Here is a 21,498-nt window from a genome sequence, read left to right as displayed (position 1 = left end):
AAAATAAGCAGCAAAGATATGTACAAACAACGGGTTATTCAATTTCGTCGCCTCCTTTTTAATGCAAGAAACTGATTAAGCTCTGGATTTTATCAAATCGATCCTGTCTTTTATTTTTTCCTTCGTCGGATCCAAGTTTAATGCGGTTTCGTAGTGCTTTAGAGCTTCATCCAAACGATTGATACCATAGAGTTTATGTCCGAGGTTTTCATAAGTCGTGGCTTCTTTTGGGAATAGTATGGTGTTTAGCCTTGCTACAGCAATAGCTTCCTCCTTCTTATCTGAAAAATACAGAACGCTAGAGTAGGTGTTCAATTCGTACATGTTTTTGGCTACTTTTTTTAACTTCGGAAGCAGTTTTTTGGATTTTTTCTGAAACTTTTTCAATCCCATGTCTTCAATAGCAGTGTTAACAATGGTCACTGCATGATAATTTGGTGTGTATGATTGCTGCTGAAGGATATGAAGTATATCCGTTTCCAGAGAATTTACAGGATGTTCGACAATTCGGTTGACTTCTTTGCCGTCTTTATAGAAGATGAATGTAGGCACTCTATGAATATTGAGTCCTTCTTCCTCACCTCCAGGGCTTTGTTTGTAAAAATCACGTTCAGAAGCTACGGCAACAACCGTTAGACGATCTAAGGAAAAATCAGCTTCTTCTAAGATTTTATAAAAGCGAGGCAGTTCCTCTTTACTGTCTCCACACCAAGTGCCAAAGAATGCAGTAATAGTATAATCGGAAAGCAAGGTCTCAATCTGAGCTATTTTTTCCTGGTTCGGATTGTAATTTTCGGCATTGGTAAGGAACCAGTCTTTATAGTTTTGTTCTGAAAGGATATCTTTATTCACTTTGCCGAGTAGTAAAGATGGTTTTCCTTCAAGTTGTATTTCGTGATTGAATGTTTGTCCGTAAGATAAAATAGTTGCACTTAAGGTAAAAATTAGTAGTATTAGATTTTTCATGGTCGTTGGTTTTAGTTTTCACCACGAAGATTCTAATAATTATGAAAAAGCCTGTGAATTGAAGGATTGAATAGAGTGCTAGTACCCGGTTGAAATCTTGGCGTAATTGGAATGAATGATTTTAAAAAGTAGATTGCTGTCTGTTCGAGCGCAGTCGAGAACTATTGGATACTACCTTTCAATTAGGTTTAATTTTAAAACCATTATCTTGGAAACATAGCCTTCACTTCATCTCTGGAAGAGACATTCAATTTTTTGTAAAGGTTATTTACATGTGTCTTTATAGTGCTCACGCTTACAAACAACATGGATGCGATCTCTTTATTACTTTTATCTTCAAGGATGAGATCCAATACTTTTTTTTCCTGATTTGACAAAGATGCAACGGGAGAAGGCGTCTCTAGTTTTAATTTTTTTAGTTTTCCGAAGAAATAAAAATTACCAACCAATGAGAGCAAAGTAATCCCTAACAATAACCATAACCACCATGGAAATGTATCTGATTTATGTGATGAGATAATATATTTATCGGATGTAATTTCAGCTTTATATTGCTCTATATAAGGGCTATTGGGGTATTTTTCTGAAAGTCGCTGCAACAGATTGTCGTAATACGGATTTGTTTTAAGATCTTGCAGATAATAGGTGTGGAGTTGTTGCGTTCTATCTGAAAGAAACGCATAGCTATATAATTCTGCCAATGGCTCGTGTAACTGCTCACCGTAATCTTGCAGAATAGTGAACCATTTTTTAGAATTCACCTTTCTGTTGGCTTCACTTCTATAGGTGCCAAATGCAAAACGCATATCGTGTTTTAAAGAATCGATCTTCAAAAATGAGTTGGCCTTTTCATTTTTTGATTCGACACGACAAAACATTTCATCGTCGAAGGAGAACGGAAGATTTATGGTATCACTGTTGTTAGCGACGAATACTACTTCTTTACTGTTGGGACAATGTCCGGTAAAATGTGAAGTGTTTTGATCGGCTTCAGAACAGGTATCTACATGAATTCTGTAAATACGGTTTTCTAAAGACAGATTATTATCGGAGAAAGAAAAGTAGCCACTAGAATCTGCTGCCGTTGTACTTAGTATTTGTTCGGGATATACGCCCGAGATTTTTCGGTAATCCTCTACCATGGAAAGGTAAATGGTGCCTTCGGAAAGATTAGGGTCCACATAGCCGGTAAATTTGTATTGGGCAATTCCGGTGACCGAAATCGATCCAATCAAGAAGCATAGAAAAAATTGAATTCTATTCATTTACCTTTTTTATATTTATTTACTGAACGAGTAGCTTGTTTTAATTGAAGTAACTTTCACATTGAAAGTCGTAAATATATAAAATCACAAGCTTTATTACTTGAAAACTGTTTTTGAGTTTAAAATACATCTGGATTTATAAATACTAACAGTTTCAAAAGGCGATGTAACAATTGTGAAATCTTAAGACATATACAGTGTATTTAATTTTTAATTCCCACTTATGAGTATTTGGAGAGTCTTACTTTCAATCCTTTTTCCACCACTTGCCGTTATAGATAAAGGTTGTGGATCTATTTTAATCGTTTTAATTCTTACCGTATGCGGTTGGATTCCTGGTGTTATCGCAGCTTTGATTATCATTAATAATCCTAAATAAAAGTGCCGTTATGTCGCTTTTGAGATAATTGCACTATCTTTCAAATTGATTTGGAACAGAGTTTGTTTTACTTAGATAACTTAGAACTAAATTAGTTAAGGAAATAACCATTAAAATTAAATAGATGAAGACGTATATTTTTCTAATTGCAATATTAGCAGCAAATGCTTGTAACTCAACCAAAGGTACTAAAGAAGTATCAGAGGTAAATTCCGAAGAAAAGATGGAAATGATAAAAGATAATTGCCCTGAAGCTGGTGATTGTACTTTGAAAGTGATGAAAAATAAAAACATGATTTTGAAAGAAGATACTACGGGGATGCTTTATCCTGTCTTTGAGGATGGAGAAAATATGGTCGTTGAGTTTACGTATTCTGAAAAAGGGCCAGAAGGTACCGCCGACGGGAATTACTCAGAAACCATTCACTTTGAGGTGCCAAATTCTGCAGAATCATTGAAATTGGCAAATTCATCTCTTCAAACGGTGAGTCTTCTTTATGGAAAGCAATGTTTTTGCAGGGGAGAAGCTGGATTTTATAAAGTAAAAAAAGGCAGTTTCAGTCTTAGTAAAACAGGAAAGCAATTAAATTTTGAAGTCAATTTTAAAATTGATGAAACTTCTCAAAAAGTAACTTCAATTAAAAGAACAGTTAGTTTATAGATTCCGATTTAAACAAAAAAAAAGCGGGACTCGAAAGAGCCCCGCTTTTTTAATTTAACAACTTTGTTACTTATTCAATGATAAGCTTTACAGTCTGACTTTGACCGTTATTGCTTATTTTAACAAAATACATTCCTGTGTTAAGTCCGTTATAAGACATAGACTCACTAAAGGTGCTTCCGTTATTCTCAAAAACTTGTGTATCAATTTCTCTTCCTCTTACATCGTATAATGCAATGTTTACATCTGAAGCAGATTGAGGCTTAAAGTTAATACTAAAGTTTCCGTTTGTTGGGTTAGGGTAGATTGAAAGATCTTCAAAAACAACCTCAGATACCGCTAATACACTACTAATAGTAAAGTTTGTAGTGTTTACTTGATAGAAAACATTAGGGTTACCTTTTACCATAACTCTCGCTTGGTTTGTATCAATAGCTAGTGGTACCGAGATAACTGCTGATCCATTATTTGGAACTGCTGTTGCAAGTACGGTTGGGAAAGTAAGACCACCATCGATAGATAAGAATATATCTACGTTAGGAGTGTCTACAGGAGCTGCATCAGTTCCGGCAACATCCCAGGTAATTGTTTCAGACCCGTTAGCATTCCAAGTTTCGTTAGTCGTTTGTGAAGTCACAAGAAAAGGTCCTGAGTTTCCGTCTACGATTACTGCAGCAAGATCACTTGATGAAGAACCACCAGCAGCAGCGTTGTCTCTAACGGTAAGTCGGAAACGAATAAAACGTGTTACTGAAGGTATAACTTCCCATGTTGTGCTAGTTGCACCCGATATTACAGTTGGTAGTGCTGGGAAATATCTTGATGGAGAAACATTTGAAACTAAAGATAAGAACAATGGTCCTTCTGTCGAAGTTGGAGAAGGAGGCATTGGAGCTACTATATTATCTTTTTGTTCCCAGTTATATGTAAGAACATCTCCAGGATTTACATCTGTAGCAGTACCTGTCATTACGAAAGGTGTTGAGCTAGGAATATCGTATGAATCTCCAGCTTCTGCGATTGGCGGGTCATTGTTTGTAGCAGTTTGAGCGGCACATTGACCGGCACCAGCCGAAATGTTTTGCCACATTTCAAGGATGTTTACACCATTGAAGAAATCATCACTATGTGCTTGAACGTTTGGAGGGCAAATTCCTGCATACGCCATTATAGTTGATCCACTTCCTGGTTCAACAGCGGTTCCACCGTTACGGTTATTTCCACAAGAATTATTGAAAGTGTGATTACCACCATATTGGTGACCCATTTCGTGAGCAACATAATCCACGTCAAAGAAGTCTCCAATTGGCTGTGGAAGACCAGTTACCCCTCTAGCCTTGTTAGAAGTACAAGGAGAGTTAAGTTGAGCGACTCCACCACCACCGGTACTAAAAACGTGACCGATATCGTAATTGGCAGTTCCAATAATAGCATCACACTTCGCTTGGTTTTCACCTAACATAGCTCCACCATTATTGTTTGTATAGCCGTCTGTAGCAGGATCTAAAAAGATAATGTCTATATTATTAGGAACTATTACCATAGTTACTGCAAGATCTTTCTCATAAATACCATTTACTCTAGTCATTGAGGTATTCATTGCCATAAGAACTGCAGCTTTTTTAACAGCCTCAGTAGCTCCACCTGGAATACCTTGGTTGTTTAGGTGGAAAATAGAATATTCTCCAGTACATGCAAGTGCTAGTCTAAATGTTCTTAACATACCATCATCGGCATTTTTCATTGCAGCTACAGCATCAAAATCAATTGGAGGTGCAAAACCATCATCTGTATGACAGATAAAATTATCTGTACGAGAAGGAAGGTCTGCTCTCGAATATTGCATATAATACTCCTTGTTTTTAGTATATGGTGTTACATATACCGTTTTGTAGTTTGCTGAAGTAATCATAGCAGAAGTACCGATAGCCGATACACTAAATCTCGCTATTGCCGAAGGATCTTCGATTCCTTGTCCAACATAAGATCTAATTTCAGGATATTGAGCTTGCAATTCCGGGCTAAAAACAGAAGCTTCAGCTACACGGAAACTTTGTAATTCTCCATTGTTTGTAGGAAACTGAACAATAACTTGTGAATTGCTCACCTCATTTCTCTGAGGAACATTTTGTAAGGCTGCCTTAAATTGTGCAGCATCAAATTGGAAGAGCTTATACTCAGACGGAGTTTCAGCTCTAAATTCTTTCTCTAAATTCTGAGTCCTTTGTGCAGTGGTCGCCGCCCAGGTATCAGATAAAGACTGTGAATTTGCTTGTGTTGCCGAAAATATAATAACAGCAACCAACGCAAATTTTAATAGGTAGTTTTTCATGACATTGATATTAATATTAATTTATTTGATCTTTTCAGTAACAAATATATGATTTTAAGCATATTCTTGAAGTGTTTTGACCTAAAATATAATTACACTATTATATATTATTTGCTTTCATAATGTATAATTTTGTAGAACAATTAAAACCAAAGTTAGCTTTTGAATAAATTTGTTACCATAGAAGATCTCGGACTTAGAGATTATAAAGAAATTTGGGAATATCAAGAAGTGCTTTTCAAAGGGATTATCGATCTTAAAATTCGTAATCGAAGAGAAGATGCACAACTTAAAACGCCTAATTATTTTTTATTGGTTGAACATCCTCATGTCTATACTTTGGGAAAAAGTGGAGATATTTCCAATCTTCTTATTTCTGAAGAGAAACTAGCACAGATAAAGGCTACCTATTATAAAATTAACCGAGGTGGTGATATTACCTATCATGGGCCCGGGCAAATTGTGGGTTATCCGATTCTCGATTTGGAGAATTTTTTTACAGATATTCATAAATATCTTCGTTTTTTAGAGGAAATGGTTATCAGAACTTTGGACGAGTATGGTTTAAAAGCTGCGAGATCTAAGGGTGAAACCGGTGTTTGGCTGGATGTTGGAACTCCATTTGCCAGAAAAATATGTGCTTTGGGTGTACGTGCAAGTAGGTGGGTGACCATGCATGGATTTGCGCTGAATGTGAATTCGAACCTAGGATATTTTGATCATATGATTCCCTGCGGAATAAGAGGCAAGGCAGTAACATCTTTAAATGTAGAATTGGGCAGAACCGAAGTATCTATGGAAGAGGTGAAAGGAAAACTTCTGAAGCATTTTGCAGAACTTTTTGAAGCAGAATTAAAAAAAGAAACCATCCCTAACAATAGTTAAGAATGGTTTTAGAGGTTGCATAAATTATCGAATTACTTTACCAAATTATAAGTCGCAGTTCCACCGCCCGAATCTGTAGAAAGCACTAACTGTGTTTCCGAAATAAATTCGATTTCAAATAGTACCGAAGTTGCGCCGTTCTGAATATTAATTAAAGGATTAGCCAAAGAGTAATCGTAAGTATTTAATGTATTTGACTCACAAACACCACCGTTTAGCCCGAATGACTCAACTATAAGTGTATTTGAATCAATAAAATGGAAATATGTTTGTTGTTCGCAACTGTCTAAGCTTGTTCCGCTAATTCCGTTTACAAACCATTTTCCGCTAACAAGAAGGTCGGCTGTGGTAAGTTCAACAGGATCTTCTTGTACTGGAGTGTTGTCGGTGTCGTCATTCTTACTACAAGAAACAGACATAAGTGTCAAAAATGCTAAGGTTAAAATTTTCAAAGTTTTCATAATTTTTAGTTTTATTGTTTTACACCCTTATATACATATGAGGTTATTTTTGTTACCCTTTATTGTGATTTATTCTGAAACTATTTCAGAAAAAAACCGCCAACAAATGTTGTTGGCGGTCACAAAATAGATCTAGGGAATTAGAATTATATCTTGTCTACTCTCATATGTCCTTGCCATACACCTGTTCCGGCAATTCCATAGCTGCCCGCAGCATAAGGCGATATAGACTCACTATAAATTACCTGAGCATCATATTTGTAAGCAACACCGCTACCACTTAATTGAAATGTCACCGAAATGTACTCTCCACTAATAGAGATCCAACTACCAATTCCAACAGTACCGCTAATTTCACAAGTCATGGTACCATCTGCATTGAAGGTCAATTTCGCACCCCCCGTTGTAATGACAGTAGAATTTGGATCGTTGTTGTACCCACCGATAAAATGTCCTTGAAAACGGTTGTTCAAAATAATATGTGTATTTCCCCAACCTTTGCTGTTAAGGGCTTTTACTGTGACATAGTTTTCTCCTAATGGTAGGTTTTTGTTCCAACTTAGCACTCCACTTTGGGAATTAATTGTAAGTCCATCGATGGTGCTGTCTAGTGAGAAAGTTCCTTGTTCACCATTCCAATTTACTGAAGGAATAGACGTAGAACCGGTTGTGTAAAAAGCAACATCAATCTGCGCTTGTGAATAATTTAAATCGCTTGGGACTCCAGCTTCTTGTTGTTGATCTTCAACGACTGTGTCGTCATTCTTGCTGCAAGAAAAGATCATAAGGCTCATTACTAATACGGTTAATAATTTCATTGTTTTCATAATTTTAATTTTTAAAGTTTATTGTTTTACACCCTTAAATACACTTGCTTCATAATTGTTACCTAGTACTTTTTGATTTTGGCAAAACTTTAAGAAATAGAAAATCCGTCTCTATAAAACAAGACGGATATTCAGGCTAATCAAAAAAATAATCAAAAGAAGGATGTGGCGTATTATTTTCTTAAAATGTAAGTTTCAGCACCACCTCCACTTCCAATTATTAATAGGAGTTGTGATTCGCTAATGTGATCAATGGTAAGTACAATTCCCGAGCCGCCATTTTCCAAAATGATAAGCATATCACTAAGGGTATAATTAAAAGCTTGCGAGCCATCAAGTTCGCAAACTCCGGCATTTGTAAAATATCTTTCCAAGATCATAAAGCCGTCATCGCCAAAATTGAAGTTCGTTTGTTTATCACATTCATCTAAGGTACTGCCAGATATTCCTTCTACATACCAGGGGCCGGACGTCAGTAATTGTGCGGTTGTCAATTCTACAACTTCTTCAACAACAACGGTATCATCGTTTTTACTACAAGAGCTAATCGCTATTGTCAATATTACAAGAGTTAAAATTCTTAAAGTTTTCATAGAGTATGTTTTTAAATTATTGTTTAATGAAGTTGATGGTGTAAACAACTCCGCCACTCTCATCTACTACGATGTTAAGTTCGGTCTCTGTTATAGAAATAATTGTGAGCGTAACAGGATCTCCAGGTGTGTTTATGTTGATCACATTGCCAATTTTATTGTATTGGTGTATGTCCAATCCAGTTGATTCACAAATACCACCACTTGTATCGAAGAATTCGTTAAGCATAGTGTCTTCGTCAACAAATTTGATGTATGACTGGGTAAGACACTGAGTAGTTATTTCTCCCGATTTTGAAGCTATATGCCATACACCCGATTGCAGAAGCTCTTGTGTGGTAGGCGGTATTACAGTTTCTGATTCTACTGTATCGTCACTTTTGCTACATGATGTAATCATAAGTGTAAAAATTGCTAAGGTTAAAATTTTTAAAGTTTTCATAATTTCTAGTTTTATTGTTTTACACCCTTATATACATCCAGTTTCTATTTGTTACCCATTAGTTGAAAGTTTCTTAAATAAAATCACCGCTTCTAACTTATATTAGAGGCGGTGATGGATAATCAACTATTTGATGACTCAGAATTAAGACAGCTTTATTTCCCGTAGACACTTATTTCAATAGATCCATTAACTTCTCTTTCTAATATAAGCTGAGTGTTAGAAATAGTTTCTATGGTATAAGTTAAATGAAATTGTCCTAAACTAATGTCTATCAAGGGATCACTAAATGTATAATTGTAATTCTGTGACCCACTGGAAAGACAGAACTCACCGCTGTCATCGAACTCTTCTATTATCAAATTTGAAGTGTCGACAAAATGCATATAGGTACGTTGCTGACATTCGGTAAATAATGAATTTGAAGCGCTTTTCAAATACCACTTTCCTGAAGTAAGCAATTCGAGATTTGTGGGTTGTATAACGGCTTCAGAAGTATCGTCATTCTTACTACAAGAAGTAGCTAATATTGTAATGAATGCTAGTAGGAATATTTTTAAATTTTTCATGATTACTAAGATTTTTCAGTTTATAATCTTTAATACATTTCCCTTAAAAATTGTTACCCTTTGTATCGCTTCGGAAGACATTTCAGAAAAAAACCGCCTTAGAATTAACTAAGACGGTTGAAAGGTTGATTGGTTAGTTGTAAAATGGATAAGTAAGTTGAAAAGAGTTGATTGCTATTGAGAGGCTTAGCGATTGAAGGTTGTTAAAAGACTTGAACTGGTTGTTTTTCCATTGTTATTGTAATCCTCCTGCTTTACCATTCCCACTCCTTCCGAAACCCATTGTTTCGAAGTGGAAGTTCGGTTCATTCCCATAGAATCAAGATCAATTACGTAGCTTATTACATAACAATTGAAGGTTCCAGCGGGCGTTGTGACCGATTCTTGAGCGATAACCTTCCGGTCTCTTATATAGGTTGCTATTCTCATGTTAATGCCCGATAAGCTTATGCTAATGTCTAATTTTGCATCGGGTAGCTGCTGCCCAACCGATAGATCATTTGGTAATATCAGGTTTTCACCACTGATATCTGTTTCCATGTTTTTAAATTGGTCCAGCATTTGTGAATTCATTAAAGACTTGAAATCGATAGAAGTTACATCCCCATTGCAGTTCATTTCAAAGCTCGTTTCTGTGATTATTTTGTCTTTTTTATCACGTATCACCGTATTAATTGTAGCTATTTCGGTTCCATTGGATCTATTCACGTCGGTAACACTATAGGCCGTTTTAGCTGCGACTTTACCATTTGACTCGTAATTGGTTATCTCAAAATTAGTGCCTTCAGAGAGAGGGTAAAACTTACTGCAGTCTTGAGAAAAACTCAATGAACAACAGATTAATATGGTAAAATAGGTAATGTAGTTTGTCATCTTTTGTAATTATTAATTTAGATTTATACGTTTAATATTTTTATCAATCTATTGATTGTCAGATAAATTCAGTGAGTCTTTTTCGCGTCTCGCTCGGATTTCCTTTGCTTCATTTGAAGAATTATCAGTTTGATATTCCCCGTCTTCTGGGGGACCGCCAATTATGTTATTGCCTTTTTTCTTTTTTGACTTTTCTTTTCTTTTTTGTTTTTTCGATTTTTTGGGAGCATCAATTACACTATCCAAAGCGCGATCTGTACTTTTTACTGTTTCCCGTTCTACTCTTCGTTCTACAGTTCGTTCCACAGCCCTTTCTGCTTTTTCGCCCAGCTTATCTAAAAATTGGGAATATCCAGTTGACGTTGCAATTAACGCAAACAGGATGCATATCATTTTAATTGTTCTCATTGATTTAGTATTTTATAAATGTTATTTCCTTTACTGTTTTTTTATTCTGAACGATCTTAAGTATATAGGTGCCTTTTTTTAAATTATTGATACTGAGTAAAATTTGCTTGTTTGGTACCCAATCAATACTACCCATATATATTTTTTGTTTTTTACTCATGTCTTGGGGAGAATCTTGACCACAAAAATAAACCGTCTTGAGAAAGCGGTTTATGAACTATGTAACCAATATTACGACAAATGTAACATTCGTTTAAAATAAGCCAATAGTAGGTGAATTTATTTGCTTGAACCGAATTCGGAAGGTGGATAACCAAATTCCTGTTTGAAGCATTTTGTGAAGTATGAAGGATCATTAAAACCAACAGTATAGCCTACTTCAGAAATAGAAATCTTACCTTCTTTTATTAAACCTATGGCAAGTCTTAATCGTTGTGTTCTTAAAAATTCACTGGTCGATTGTCCAGATAGGGCCTTTAATTTTCGATGTAGTTGCATTCGGCTTACACTCATTTCCTTACTAAATTCCTCTACGGTAAATTCAGGATCGGTTATTCTAGCATCAATTACTTTTTGGAGCCTGTTAAGAAACTGTTCATCAGCTGACGTTACAGCAATTTCTTTCGGAATTAAAATCACTTCCTGAGAAAACCGCTGCTGTAATTTTCGCCGGTTCTCAATTAAGTTTTCTGCGGTTGCTTTTACAAGTTGAGAGCTAAATGGCTTAGTCATATAACTGTCTGCACCAATCTCCATGCCTTCCAATTTGTCGGTAACATCACTTTTAGCGGTTAGTAATATTACAGGAATATGAGATGTGAGTTCATGACGCTTTAAGTTTCTTGTAAGTGTAAATCCGTCATCTTCAGGCATCATCACATCACTAATAATAACATCGGGAATAAGTGTCAAAGCTTTCTCAAACCCTTCTTTTCCGTTAACTGCTGTATGTACATTATAAGTTGTTTCAAAAATAGAGGAGACATAGTTTCGGATATCGAGCGCGTCATCTACGATTAACATGATTGGAGCATCATCCGTGGGTATTTGAGTATTTTCTATTTTCTCTTCGGAAGGAACGTCAACTTCTTCTGCAGCCTTTAATACTTCTTCTGAAAATACTTCCGAAGCATCGAAAGAAGTCTTTGAAACTGGAATTTCTGTAGTAAAAACTAAGTAACCTTCGGCATCGTTGGTAATTGTGATGTTTCCATGATGGAGCTCAGCCAATTCTTTCGAAAGCGCTAAGCCAATTCCCGTTCCAGTACTCTTATCATCCGATTTATAAAAACGTTCAAATAACTTTTTCTGTTGGTCAGCCTTTAAGGTACTTCCCGTATTTTTGACTTTAAAAATAAAACTGCTTTTCAATCTTTCACCACTAATTATAATGCTGCCTTTTTCCGGTGTGAATTTCACGGCATTAGCAAGAAGGTTGAAAAGTATTTTCTCGATTACGTCATGATCGAACCAATCGGTAGCCTTGTCTTTTTCGATATGAATGGTAAAATTGATGCTTTTTTCATGACAGCTATAACTAAATGCTTCAGCCTGTACAGCGGTAAAGGCAGGTAAATTTCCAGGTTCTACCCGAAGTTGAAAGTGACCGCTTTCCAATTTTGAAAGCGCTAATAACTGTTCTACCAGATTTTCGAGACGGATGACATTTCGTTCGGCACTTAATAAGTTTTTACGAGCTCTTATATCTAGATCTTCAAGCGCCAATTGATCTCCTAATGGACCTTTTATAAGTGTTAGTGGCGTACGAAATTCGTGAGAAATATTTGCAAAGAAAGTAGATTTAGCCATATCTAATTCTCTGAGTTTAGCATTTATTTTCTTCCGATTCCTAAATTGGTAGTAGAAAAATAATCCCGAGATACTTGCTAAAATAAGAGCAGATAGTAATAGGTTTCGTTGATTGTTACTCTTTTGTTCTTCTAATTTTTTTTGAAGAAGTAGCAATTCTACTTGTGGATGGTTTTTTTCATTTTGAAGAGTCCCTTCTAACGATTGCAAGTTTTGCCCAAAAACAGTTGAAGCAGTAAAAAAAAAGAAAAGCGCAATCTTTTTCATGAGGGTTAGGTTGTTAATCTTAATTAAAAGATACGCAATAATAGTCAAATAGGAACATTAGCTATGGTACTATTGTACCAATAGCTGTTACGTATTAACTAATTTTTACTAAAACCATAGACCAGAATTTCATCATCTCCTCCTTTAAACGCTAAAAGGACAGTTTTGCCTGTGGAAGGGGCATCCAAGTCTGCTTGAGAGGTTCCATATATTGGGAAACCGGAAATAAGCTCGCCACCTTTGTTGTAGAGATAGATTTTGTTTTCCTGCGTTTCTGAAACTGAAACATAGGTAGTTCTGTTCACTGAAAATACTTGCGGCTGATTATAAACTCCAAAAGGGAGCTCGGTTAATTTACCATTTATCCGAAGTAAATTATCATCCAATGTTACCTTCGTACTTCCATTTATCACAAAATAATAAGAACCGGATACTTCAGGTTTTTGGGTACTCACTTTACCACTTTGAGAGATGGATTCTTTTATATTATCCTTCGTAATAACCACAAAATTACTACCTTCTTTAGCAATCGGATTATCAGAGAATTCGAATTTAGATTTTACTGTAATCCTTGATTTACCTACACGACTTAATAAATTCAGTTTGCCATTCTCTTCTGCTATTGCGATATAATCTTTATTCCCTAATCGAATGTGTTGAGGTGAAAGCACAATTGGAGAATCTGCCTTTTTAAAAGTGAACCCCTTGACAATCTTGCCGTTAACATCGTACATAAAAACTTCCTTTCCCTGAGTAATAAGAAAACGATATTTTCGGTTATTGTCATAATCAAAAATAGAAAGCGGTTGCGTTATTGGATCTTTAAACTTTATTGGGAATGGTGAAACCGGTTTTCCAGTACGATCTAATACGTAAAACGTGCTACTGGTAGCAAAGACCAGTTGCTTTTTGCCATTTCGCAAAGCATCAATTTCCTGTATTTTTCCTAAAATTGGACCATCCAGTTTTTTCTTCCAAAGTGTTTTACCGCTGGAAGAAATAAAATGTAGCGTATTGCCAATATCCCGGACTACTACATCCTTATTACCATTTCTGTGATTACTGAAAAATTGAGGAGTTCCAAGAAGTTTTTCATTTAATTTTACACTAAATACTTCGGAAACAACACCCTGCGCTTGTGCTTTTTTCGTAGTCTCCAAACTCACAAAATTTACATGGGCAAAATCTCTGTCGTAACTATACTGAAGGGCAGAAATTGGATGTGATTTTAATTGGAATCCAGAAGCATTGGTGAAAAAGTCGGATATGGTTGTTGGTACATCGCCTTGTAATTTAATGAGCAATAGGGAAGAGGCGTCACTTAATTCTGCAATGTTTTTTTCATAATAAGCTGTTTTACTAATGACGTCACCATTTTTATATGCAGTGATAAGTTGTTGTGCGACTTCTTCAGTTTCAGTAAAAACGAAGAAATTGTCTAGGCTAAATGAGAGTTTTGGGTTTATATTCTGAATGAAAGGCGAAAAGGCAGTCGAGAACACTTCCGAAGCTGCAAACGAACTAATTCGAACTTCTCTATAATCGTTTTTTTCTGAAATAAAACGTGCAAGAGCTTCCTCAGTCAAAGTAGGATCAATGCTTGAAAGTACTATCGCTTTGCCAGATTCCAAACTAATCTCTCCAACTTCGTTTATTGCGCCGAAGAGTCCGGAAAAAGGCTCATTGTTTGTTACTCCCCTAAATTGTTGCATCGACTTCTGAAATTTCTCAGCATCCGAAAACGTAAAACTCAAAAGCTTTTTTGCATCTGTTGGGCTTATGTTTGCAATCGTATTTTTTTGTGGAATCTGCCCTTGAAAAACAGAAAGCAATTGCGGAATCGTGTCTCTTGCCATCGCAACTCCTGTGGCAGCAATCCCTCCCGATAACACGCTAATATCCACTCCCGTCCAGGAGGCAAAATTAACTGCTGTCGAATCGTTAAGAATCACTTTCTTGCCCTTAGAGATCACCGAAAAATCACCACGACTTTCAATTTGATAGAGCTTTGAAAACTCCGGATCTTTTTGAGTTTTACCATCCAAAATATCCTGTAACTGTTGCTGTGAATTGGAGGCTATAAAAACACTGTCCTTGCTACTCGTAAAGGCCGTCTGATTGTCGATTGTGATTCGCTGGATTGTTTTTTTATTGTATTCAAGGGTTTCAATAGTTTTATCTTTTATGGAGTCCGCCACGAATAAAAGAGGCGTCTGCTTAGTAATAAATGTATAAACCGGTGAAGCGTCAGTTTTCGTAGAGATACAAATCAAACTATTGGTGGTTGGATTTAGATACTTAAGAATTGGTGTTTTTTCTGAAAGCCCTGCAAAAGTTGATTCTTTAGAAAGTGCCGCAAGGAAATCATTATTTTTCACATCCAATCTGAATGTGATAAACCCACCTTCAGAATTGGGAAGCTCCGATATTTTTATCACCGTGGTCACATCTTCCGGTACAAAATCAATGATTGCGCCATTTCTAGTAGCGTTGTCATCGCAATTCCATAGAATCACAGCAAGAAACAGTAATACCGACTTTTTCAGAAAATCCATCATTGCACAAAAATAGTAAGTAATTGATGCTGATACTAAATTTATGGAAGAGTTTATTGACTTGTTTTCAACAGTTTTTAATATTCGAGCCAGGTTTTAAATGCAGAAGTTTTTGAACGACTAACTATCTGTTTTTCATTATTGTTTAAAACGATTTCAATTCGGCTTTTTGATAATAGATTCATCTTCTTAATACTTTCAATATGGAGAATGACCTTTCTATTGATTCTAAAAAAATGTTTCGGATTTAAGAAACTCACTAAATTTTCAAGACTGTAATCGATCACAAAAGTTCGATAAGATTTTGTAATAATGACAGTATTGTGATCTTCAAAACTAAAATACAGGATATCAGTCACCGGAATGGAAAAAATGGAATGATTTATTTTTGAAAGAAATCTTGATTTATATAATGATTGTAAATTGTCACTAATTTCTTCATTAGAATAGCTGTCATGAATTGATTGTAATGTAAAGGCCATAGCATCCGTTTTTAATCATAAATATTACTGCTGATTAAAAATACCGGTTTTATGTTTACTTACAGAATCCTATTGCTTAACAATTATTATAGTTTAATTAATTTTAAAACGGTACTAGTACCATTCGATTCCACAATATGAACAATACAAGAATGGTTTATAGTTAAAGGAATTTGTGTAATACCTTCATTTACATCAATTTGAATGGTTTCTGAAAGTTTTTTTCCATCATAAGAGAACAAGTTAATTTCAAAATGACCACTTCTATTTGATTGTAATGTGATACCTTCATTCTGATAAGGGTTTTTATATAAAAACTCCACTCCGGTAGCTAATATACTTTCAGAAACACTTAAAAACGATTCACTTCCTTGTCCGCCATTGGCTCCCATATCATTTAGAAGCAAACCCTGTGCAGGGAATAATGCATTTCCCGGTGATGCGGGATTTTCTATATCGTAGTATTGGCTGTCTGGATTTCCTGCGTCGATACAAGGCGAGGATGCGTCCAGTAAGAAATTCGAGACATTATCGAAAATGGGATCGACGTCAATGAGCCCTTCTTCATTTCCCATCCCATCGAAACCACCTTCAATATTTGAATAGGTAACCTCTGCATTCCCATTCGTAAAACGTTTGTAAATCTGAGGAGATCCATTAGTCGCTGTGTTTCCGTAGAAAATACAATTAACCACAACAGTCGACGTTCCTGTTGAAATCATCCCGCCTCCTCTGTCTCCGGAATGATTATTTACTATCGTATTATTTTCTAAAGTAATCGACTCCCAATCTACATAAACTCCGCCACCACCATTAAAAGAACCAGTTGCTGTATTTCGTGCAATTAAATTATTTTTAAGAGTACTGCCACCACAATAGGCGATCATAATACCGCCTGCATATCCTCCCGTATTGTCTTTTATAATATTATTTTTAATCAGAGGTTGTCCAAATCCCATGCGAATTCCGCCACCTCCGGCACCAAACACGCCTGTTTCGGCTGTACAGACATTGTCTCTAATAATGTTGTTTGTAATCGTGGGGGATGAATTGTTGATTAAAATACCGCCTCCGGTTCTAAAAAAGAGATCCTCTGCAGGATTATAGGTTTTTGTTCCCGAACCCTCAGTCAGGGTAAATCCCTTTAGAATAGTATTTTGATTTTCTCCATTTGTAAAAGTGACGCAACTCCCAAAATCGGAATCTACCGGCTGACTTCCATTAATAATGGTATTGATTATATCATTCACATCTCCGGTAAAATGAAAATTGCTCGTCAGTATAATTTCTTTACCTAAAAGATTGATGTTTTCATAATATATGCCATTTTCAACAATCACAGTATCTCCATTATTAGCAGCATCAATTGCTTCTTGGATAGTAGTATAATCTGCAGGAACATGAATATCAGCAGCGTAAATAGGAAAGGAAAAAATACTGAATACAAATAAATAGTAGAGTAATTTCATAACAAGATATTTTAGAGGTTCTCATTAAAATTACTTCAGACTAGGTGTTTGTAACAATCTAATTGCTTGAATAGCAATATTTGTAGGCTGAACGGAGATATAGTGTATTGAATGGTATTTTAGATAATTAGTATGTTGGACTTTTAGAATATTAGACAATTTAAAGTTTCAAACCGGCCTGCCTGAAGAGTATTCAAGTTTTTTGATCTAAAAATCCAGCCGCAGTTATTCAGGAAGCAACCTGAAACTTTTACGATGAAAGGGGGTAATGCCGTATTCTCTTATAGCAGCTCTATGCTCCAAAGTTGGATAGCCTTTATTTTTTAGCCATTTATAAGCCGGAAAATCACGATGAAGATTAGTCATATATTCATCTCTGTAGGTTTTTGCTAAAATGGAAGCCGCTGCAATATGCAGATATTTACCGTCTCCTTTAACCACACATTCATAAGGTGTTTTTTTATAAGGCTTAAATCGATTGCCGTCTATCGCTATAAATTCCGGTTGCTGTGTTAACTTTTCAATAGATCGATGCATGGCAAGTATCGAAGCATTTAAAATATTGATCTTATCAATTTCCTCCATCATTACATGTGTAACTGCATAACAAATAGCTTCCTTTTCTATAATTTCTTTAAGTATTAAACGTTTTTTTTCTGAAAGCAGTTTCGAATCGGTTAAAAATGGGTGGTGAAAATCATTAGGTAGAATTACCGCAGCAGCGGTAACAGGGCCGGCAAGACAACCACGCCCTGCTTCATCGGTGCCGCATTCTAATAGATGAGAGTGAATTTTAAGCTTTAACATAATTAGGCAAATTACAAAATTCAATTTCCTTTAGAAAGTGTCGGGATCAAATAAATAAAAGCACAAATGAAACCATATCTTTGAACTTTGGGACGTGAAAGTTGATGCTTATTTTGTTATTTTGCGTCGTAAGTAAAAAATTGATGAAGAATACCTTTTTACTATTGTTTTTACTCAGTGTTTCGGCGACTGTCTTTTCACAAGAATCCCGTACTCCGAACCCTTCAGAAAAGCAAAAAAAACCTCCAATTGAGTTGTATCGAATAATATCGGCTCAACGAGATACCACCTATATTGATACCACGTTAAGCATTCAGAAAGAATACAAATTCAACTACCTGAGAAAAGACGACTTCGAATTGTTAGCTTTCAGTAATGTTGGGCAGACCTATAATTCGCTTGCTTATAATTTTGATCGACTTAATTTGAAACCCCTATTTGCAGCGCAATCGCATCATTTTAATTATTACGAAATCGGGGATATCAATTATTATCATGTCCCAACACCCTTAACTGAAATCTATTTTAAAACGGCCTTCAGACAAGGACAGCAATTAGACGCGTTTTTTACAGTAAATACTTCCGAGCAATTTAATTTTTCGGTTGCGTATAAGGGAATTCGTTCACTTGGGAATTATCAGCATATTTTAACTAGTACGGGAAATTTTACCTTTACTTCCAATTATCACACAAAAAACAAACGGTATAATATCAGAGCTCATATTGCAGCTCAGGATGTGTTAAATCGTGAGAATGGAGGCTTAACCGATAACTCGCTACAATTGTTTATCGATGACGATCCCGAATTTACCGATCGCGGAAGACTGGATGTTAATTTTGAAGACGGCGAGAATAAATTGGAAGGACTTCGGTTCTATGGCGACCATAGTTACGAGTTAATTAGTAAAAAAGATAGCACCAATTATTCGGTACTTACTATTGGAAACACTATTAGTTACGAAGATAAATTCTATGAATACAGACAGGTAAGTCCGTATGCAGGCTTCGGTCCGTCTTACGAGCTCGCCAATCTCAAGGAAACCGTAAAATTAGAAGACTTTAATGCCAAGGTGTATGCGCATTTTAATAATTCTATAATAGGTAAACTCACTGCCTTCGCAGGTTATACCGATTTTAATTATGGATATAACTCTGTTTTAATTCTGAATAATGGTCGAATTACCAACAGACTTAAAGAGAATATTATCGAAGCCGGGGCAGCCTATGAAAAGGATTATAAAGGCTTTCAACTTTCGGGAAAAGCGGCATTGAATGTCTCTGGCGATTATGACGGAAACTATTTAAGGGGTGCAGCCTCATTTGCTTTGGATAAGGATAATAAGGCTGAAGCATCCTTAACAATTCATTCGGTGGCGCCTAATTTCAACTTTCAACTTTACCAAAGTGATTATGTTAATTATAATTGGCAAAATGACCTGAATAATGTGAAAACCCAGGAGTTGCGTTTTGATCTGATTTCAAAGAAATTACTAAATGCTTCGGTTAGTTACACAGGAATCGATGATTATACCTACTTCGGTATCAAAGAAAATGATTCGACACCAACGCCGATGCAATTTAACGAACGGGTAGATTATTTAAAAGTAAAGGCTGAGAAAGAGATAAAATATAAGAAATTCGGTTTGGCAAATACTGTGTTGTTTCAGCAGGTGTTAAGTGGTGATGCGGTGTTTAATGTGCCACAGATTGTTACACGACAGTCTTTATACTATGAAGATCACTTATTTAAAAAGGCTCTTTTTCTGCAAACGGGAGTGAATTTTAAATACTTTTCAAAGTACAATATGAATGCCTACGACCCAGTATTGGCTGAGTTTTATGTGCAGAATGATCAAGAGTTAGGCGGTTTTCCTATGTTGGATTTCTTCTTTAATGCGAAAGTGAAACAAACCCGTATTTTCTTTAAATGGGAACATTTTAATACCCTTTTTAAAAGCACAAACGATCATTTTTCGGCTCCCGGATATCCCTATAGGGGAGCTGTGATACGCTTCGGTCTGGTTTGGGATTTCTTTTTGTAAAGTGGAAAGTGATTTAATATTTTAATATTTTCTGAATACTATAATTACCATTGGCATCCTTCAGTTTCACAAAATAGAGGCCTACATTTAAATCATCAATTTGTATTTTATCAATTCCTTCTGAATTATTTTCTTCCAATACAAGCTGCCCCAACTGATTGTAAATATGAACATTTATAATATTAGTTTTGGACTTGATATTAAAGATATTGTTTGTTGGATTTGGGAAGATTGAAAGCTGTAATTGAGTATTTTCATCTACATTTAAAAGTCCGGTGTTTTCATGCCAAGCAATTGTATCACCTCCGAACCAGCAAGAAAGGACGTCTATGTCTCCATCATTGTCTAAATCATCGGCAAACACAGATACGGCTCCTACAAATTCTTGACTAATAATTTGTTGTGTTCCAAAACTTCCTGTTCCATCTATGTTTTCGTACCAGGCAATTTTATTGTCACTTAGAGAGGCCGAAAACACATCCATATCGCCATCACCATCTAGATCCTCTGAATACACCTCATAAGGTCTATCTGCATTCGAGGTAATAATTTGTTTAGTTCCGAAATTTCCATTTCCATCCATGTTCTCAAACCATACAATTTCATCTTCTACAAATGAAGTTGAAAGTAAATCAAAATCACCGTCATTATCTAAGTCCGAAGCAAAAATGGAAAGGGAGGCAGAAACATCAGCGGTAATAACTTGTCGCGATCCAAAATTTCCGAGACCATCGGTATTTTCGTACCATACTATTTTATTTTCATAGTCTAAAGCAGCGACTAAATCTATATCATTATCTCCATCAAAGTCGATCGCAAGTATCGACTCTGTAGCTGTGTTATTCTCTGAAATATCAATTGGTCCGCTAAATTGACCTAGCCCATTTTGATTCTCAAACCAGACAATTTCTGAATTTCCATTTGAACCTGCAATCACGTCCAAATCTCCATCTCCATCTACATCTTGTGCTAAAATAACTAAGGCACTGTCTAATAAAGATGTAATTATTTGTTCCGTAGAGAAAGTACCTTGCCCATCTAGGTTCTCATACCATGCAATTTTGTCATCATTAAATGAAGCGGAGAGTACATCTAAATCACCATCACCATCTATATCCGCTGCATAAACGGATGTTGCATAATCAGCATTTTCTGATATGATTAGTTGAGGACCAAATGTTCCTAGCCCGTCCAAGTTTCTATACCAAGCAATTTTTCCGTCTTCTGTTGAAGCAGAAAGTACGTCTTTATATCCGTCGCTATCAATGTCTGCCGAGATTACTGAGTAAGGACGATTGACCTCATTAGTCCCGCTGGCTATTATGTGGGTCTCAAATCCGATTTGAGCATAGGTGTTTGTATAAAAAGTTAGAGCAATTGAAAAAAGTAATAGTTGTTTCATAAAT

The 21,498-nt window shown here is 35.8% G+C and carries 20 protein-coding genes; 4 read left to right on the top strand and 16 right to left on the bottom strand.

Annotated features, from left to right (window positions below; genetic code table 11):
• Positions 1-75: 75 nt before the first annotated feature.
• Together BXY75_RS15070 and BXY75_RS15065 are read right to left on the bottom strand one after the other, a co-directional pair.
• The gene (locus BXY75_RS15070; protein ID WP_121908601.1) at positions 76-966 is read right to left on the bottom strand and encodes a thioredoxin family protein; all 891 of its coding nucleotides are present in this window, start codon (positions 964-966) and stop codon (positions 76-78) included.
• A gap of 203 nt (positions 967-1,169) precedes the next feature.
• Entirely contained in the window at positions 1,170-2,231 is a 1,062-nt protein-coding gene (locus BXY75_RS15065; RefSeq protein WP_121908600.1) for a helix-turn-helix domain-containing protein, read from the bottom strand.
• Positions 2,232-2,454: 223 nt separating this feature from the next.
• Here BXY75_RS15065 and BXY75_RS15060 point away from each other — a divergent pair, with 223 nt between their 5' ends.
• Positions 2,455-2,610 carry a YqaE/Pmp3 family membrane protein gene (locus BXY75_RS15060; RefSeq protein WP_121908599.1) on the top strand — a complete coding sequence of 52 codons (156 nt, stop codon included), beginning with the start codon at positions 2,455-2,457 and terminating at the stop codon, positions 2,608-2,610.
• 124 nt (positions 2,611-2,734) lie between these two features.
• A complete protein-coding gene (locus BXY75_RS15055) occupies positions 2,735-3,271 on the top strand; it encodes a hypothetical protein (protein WP_121908598.1) in 537 nt (178 codons plus the stop codon).
• Positions 3,272-3,341: 70 nt separating this feature from the next.
• Here the strand turns inward: BXY75_RS15055 and BXY75_RS15050 are convergent, their stop codons facing one another.
• Positions 3,342-5,603: a zinc-dependent metalloprotease gene (locus BXY75_RS15050; RefSeq protein WP_121908597.1), complete on the bottom strand. Its 2,262-nt coding sequence runs from the start codon at positions 5,601-5,603 to the stop codon at positions 3,342-3,344.
• Between the two features lie 162 nt (positions 5,604-5,765).
• Between BXY75_RS15050 and lipB the strand changes: the two genes are divergently transcribed.
• Positions 5,766-6,488 (top strand): lipoyl(octanoyl) transferase LipB, encoded by a 723-nt coding sequence (lipB, locus tag BXY75_RS15045; protein WP_121908596.1) that lies wholly within the window; start codon positions 5,766-5,768, stop codon positions 6,486-6,488.
• 32 nt (positions 6,489-6,520) lie between these two features.
• On the opposite strand, the gene BXY75_RS15040 is transcribed toward lipB, so the two are convergent.
• The 12 genes from BXY75_RS15040 to BXY75_RS14985 all read right to left on the bottom strand — a co-directional run bounded on the left by BXY75_RS15040 (position 6,521) and on the right by BXY75_RS14985 (position 18,050).
• Positions 6,521-6,949, bottom strand: coding sequence for a lipocalin family protein (locus BXY75_RS15040; RefSeq protein ID WP_121908595.1), 429 nt, complete (start codon positions 6,947-6,949; stop codon positions 6,521-6,523).
• Between the two features lie 146 nt (positions 6,950-7,095).
• Positions 7,096-7,776, bottom strand: coding sequence for a hypothetical protein (locus tag BXY75_RS15035; RefSeq protein ID WP_121908594.1), 681 nt, complete (start codon positions 7,774-7,776; stop codon positions 7,096-7,098).
• A gap of 173 nt (positions 7,777-7,949) precedes the next feature.
• Complete coding sequence (locus tag BXY75_RS15030) at positions 7,950-8,369, bottom strand: lipocalin-like domain-containing protein (protein WP_121908593.1); 420 nt, start codon at positions 8,367-8,369, stop codon at positions 7,950-7,952.
• Between the two features lie 16 nt (positions 8,370-8,385).
• A complete protein-coding gene (locus BXY75_RS15025; RefSeq protein WP_121908592.1) occupies positions 8,386-8,811 on the bottom strand; it encodes a lipocalin-like domain-containing protein in 426 nt (141 codons plus the stop codon).
• Positions 8,812-8,966: 155 nt separating this feature from the next.
• Entirely contained in the window at positions 8,967-9,380 is a 414-nt protein-coding gene (locus BXY75_RS15020; RefSeq protein ID WP_121908591.1) for a hypothetical protein, read from the bottom strand.
• Positions 9,381-9,566: 186 nt separating this feature from the next.
• Positions 9,567-10,253 (bottom strand): TapB family protein, encoded by a 687-nt coding sequence (locus BXY75_RS15015; RefSeq protein ID WP_147437292.1) that lies wholly within the window; start codon positions 10,251-10,253, stop codon positions 9,567-9,569.
• Between the two features lie 48 nt (positions 10,254-10,301).
• Positions 10,302-10,661, bottom strand: a complete 360-nt coding sequence (locus BXY75_RS15010; protein WP_121908589.1) for a hypothetical protein — start codon at positions 10,659-10,661, stop codon at positions 10,302-10,304.
• Between the two features lie 279 nt (positions 10,662-10,940).
• A complete protein-coding gene (locus tag BXY75_RS15005) occupies positions 10,941-12,737 on the bottom strand; it encodes a hybrid sensor histidine kinase/response regulator transcription factor (RefSeq protein WP_121908588.1) in 1,797 nt (598 codons plus the stop codon).
• Between the two features lie 98 nt (positions 12,738-12,835).
• The gene (locus BXY75_RS15000; RefSeq protein WP_121908587.1) at positions 12,836-15,295 is read right to left on the bottom strand and encodes a hypothetical protein; all 2,460 of its coding nucleotides are present in this window, start codon (positions 15,293-15,295) and stop codon (positions 12,836-12,838) included.
• Positions 15,296-15,369: 74 nt separating this feature from the next.
• Complete coding sequence (locus tag BXY75_RS14995) at positions 15,370-15,774, bottom strand: LytR/AlgR family response regulator transcription factor (protein ID WP_121908586.1); 405 nt, start codon at positions 15,772-15,774, stop codon at positions 15,370-15,372.
• A gap of 86 nt (positions 15,775-15,860) precedes the next feature.
• Positions 15,861-17,243 (bottom strand): right-handed parallel beta-helix repeat-containing protein, encoded by a 1,383-nt coding sequence (locus BXY75_RS14990; protein WP_121908585.1) that lies wholly within the window; start codon positions 17,241-17,243, stop codon positions 15,861-15,863.
• 225 nt (positions 17,244-17,468) lie between these two features.
• Positions 17,469-18,050 carry a ribonuclease HII gene (locus BXY75_RS14985; RefSeq protein WP_121908584.1) on the bottom strand — a complete coding sequence of 194 codons (582 nt, stop codon included), beginning with the start codon at positions 18,048-18,050 and terminating at the stop codon, positions 17,469-17,471.
• Between the two features lie 143 nt (positions 18,051-18,193).
• Between BXY75_RS14985 and BXY75_RS14980 the strand changes: the two genes are divergently transcribed.
• Complete coding sequence (locus BXY75_RS14980) at positions 18,194-20,092, top strand: putative porin (RefSeq protein ID WP_121908583.1); 1,899 nt, start codon at positions 18,194-18,196, stop codon at positions 20,090-20,092.
• A gap of 13 nt (positions 20,093-20,105) precedes the next feature.
• Here BXY75_RS14980 and BXY75_RS14975 read toward each other — a convergent pair whose 3' ends face one another.
• Positions 20,106-21,494: a T9SS type A sorting domain-containing protein gene (locus BXY75_RS14975; protein ID WP_121908582.1), complete on the bottom strand. Its 1,389-nt coding sequence runs from the start codon at positions 21,492-21,494 to the stop codon at positions 20,106-20,108.
• Positions 21,495-21,498 lie beyond the last annotated feature (4 nt).

The organism is Ulvibacter antarcticus (assembly GCF_003688405.1).
In the GTDB taxonomy this organism is placed as follows: domain Bacteria; phylum Bacteroidota; class Bacteroidia; order Flavobacteriales; family Flavobacteriaceae; genus Ulvibacter; species Ulvibacter antarcticus.
This window is presented reverse-complemented; position numbering and strand designations above follow the sequence as displayed.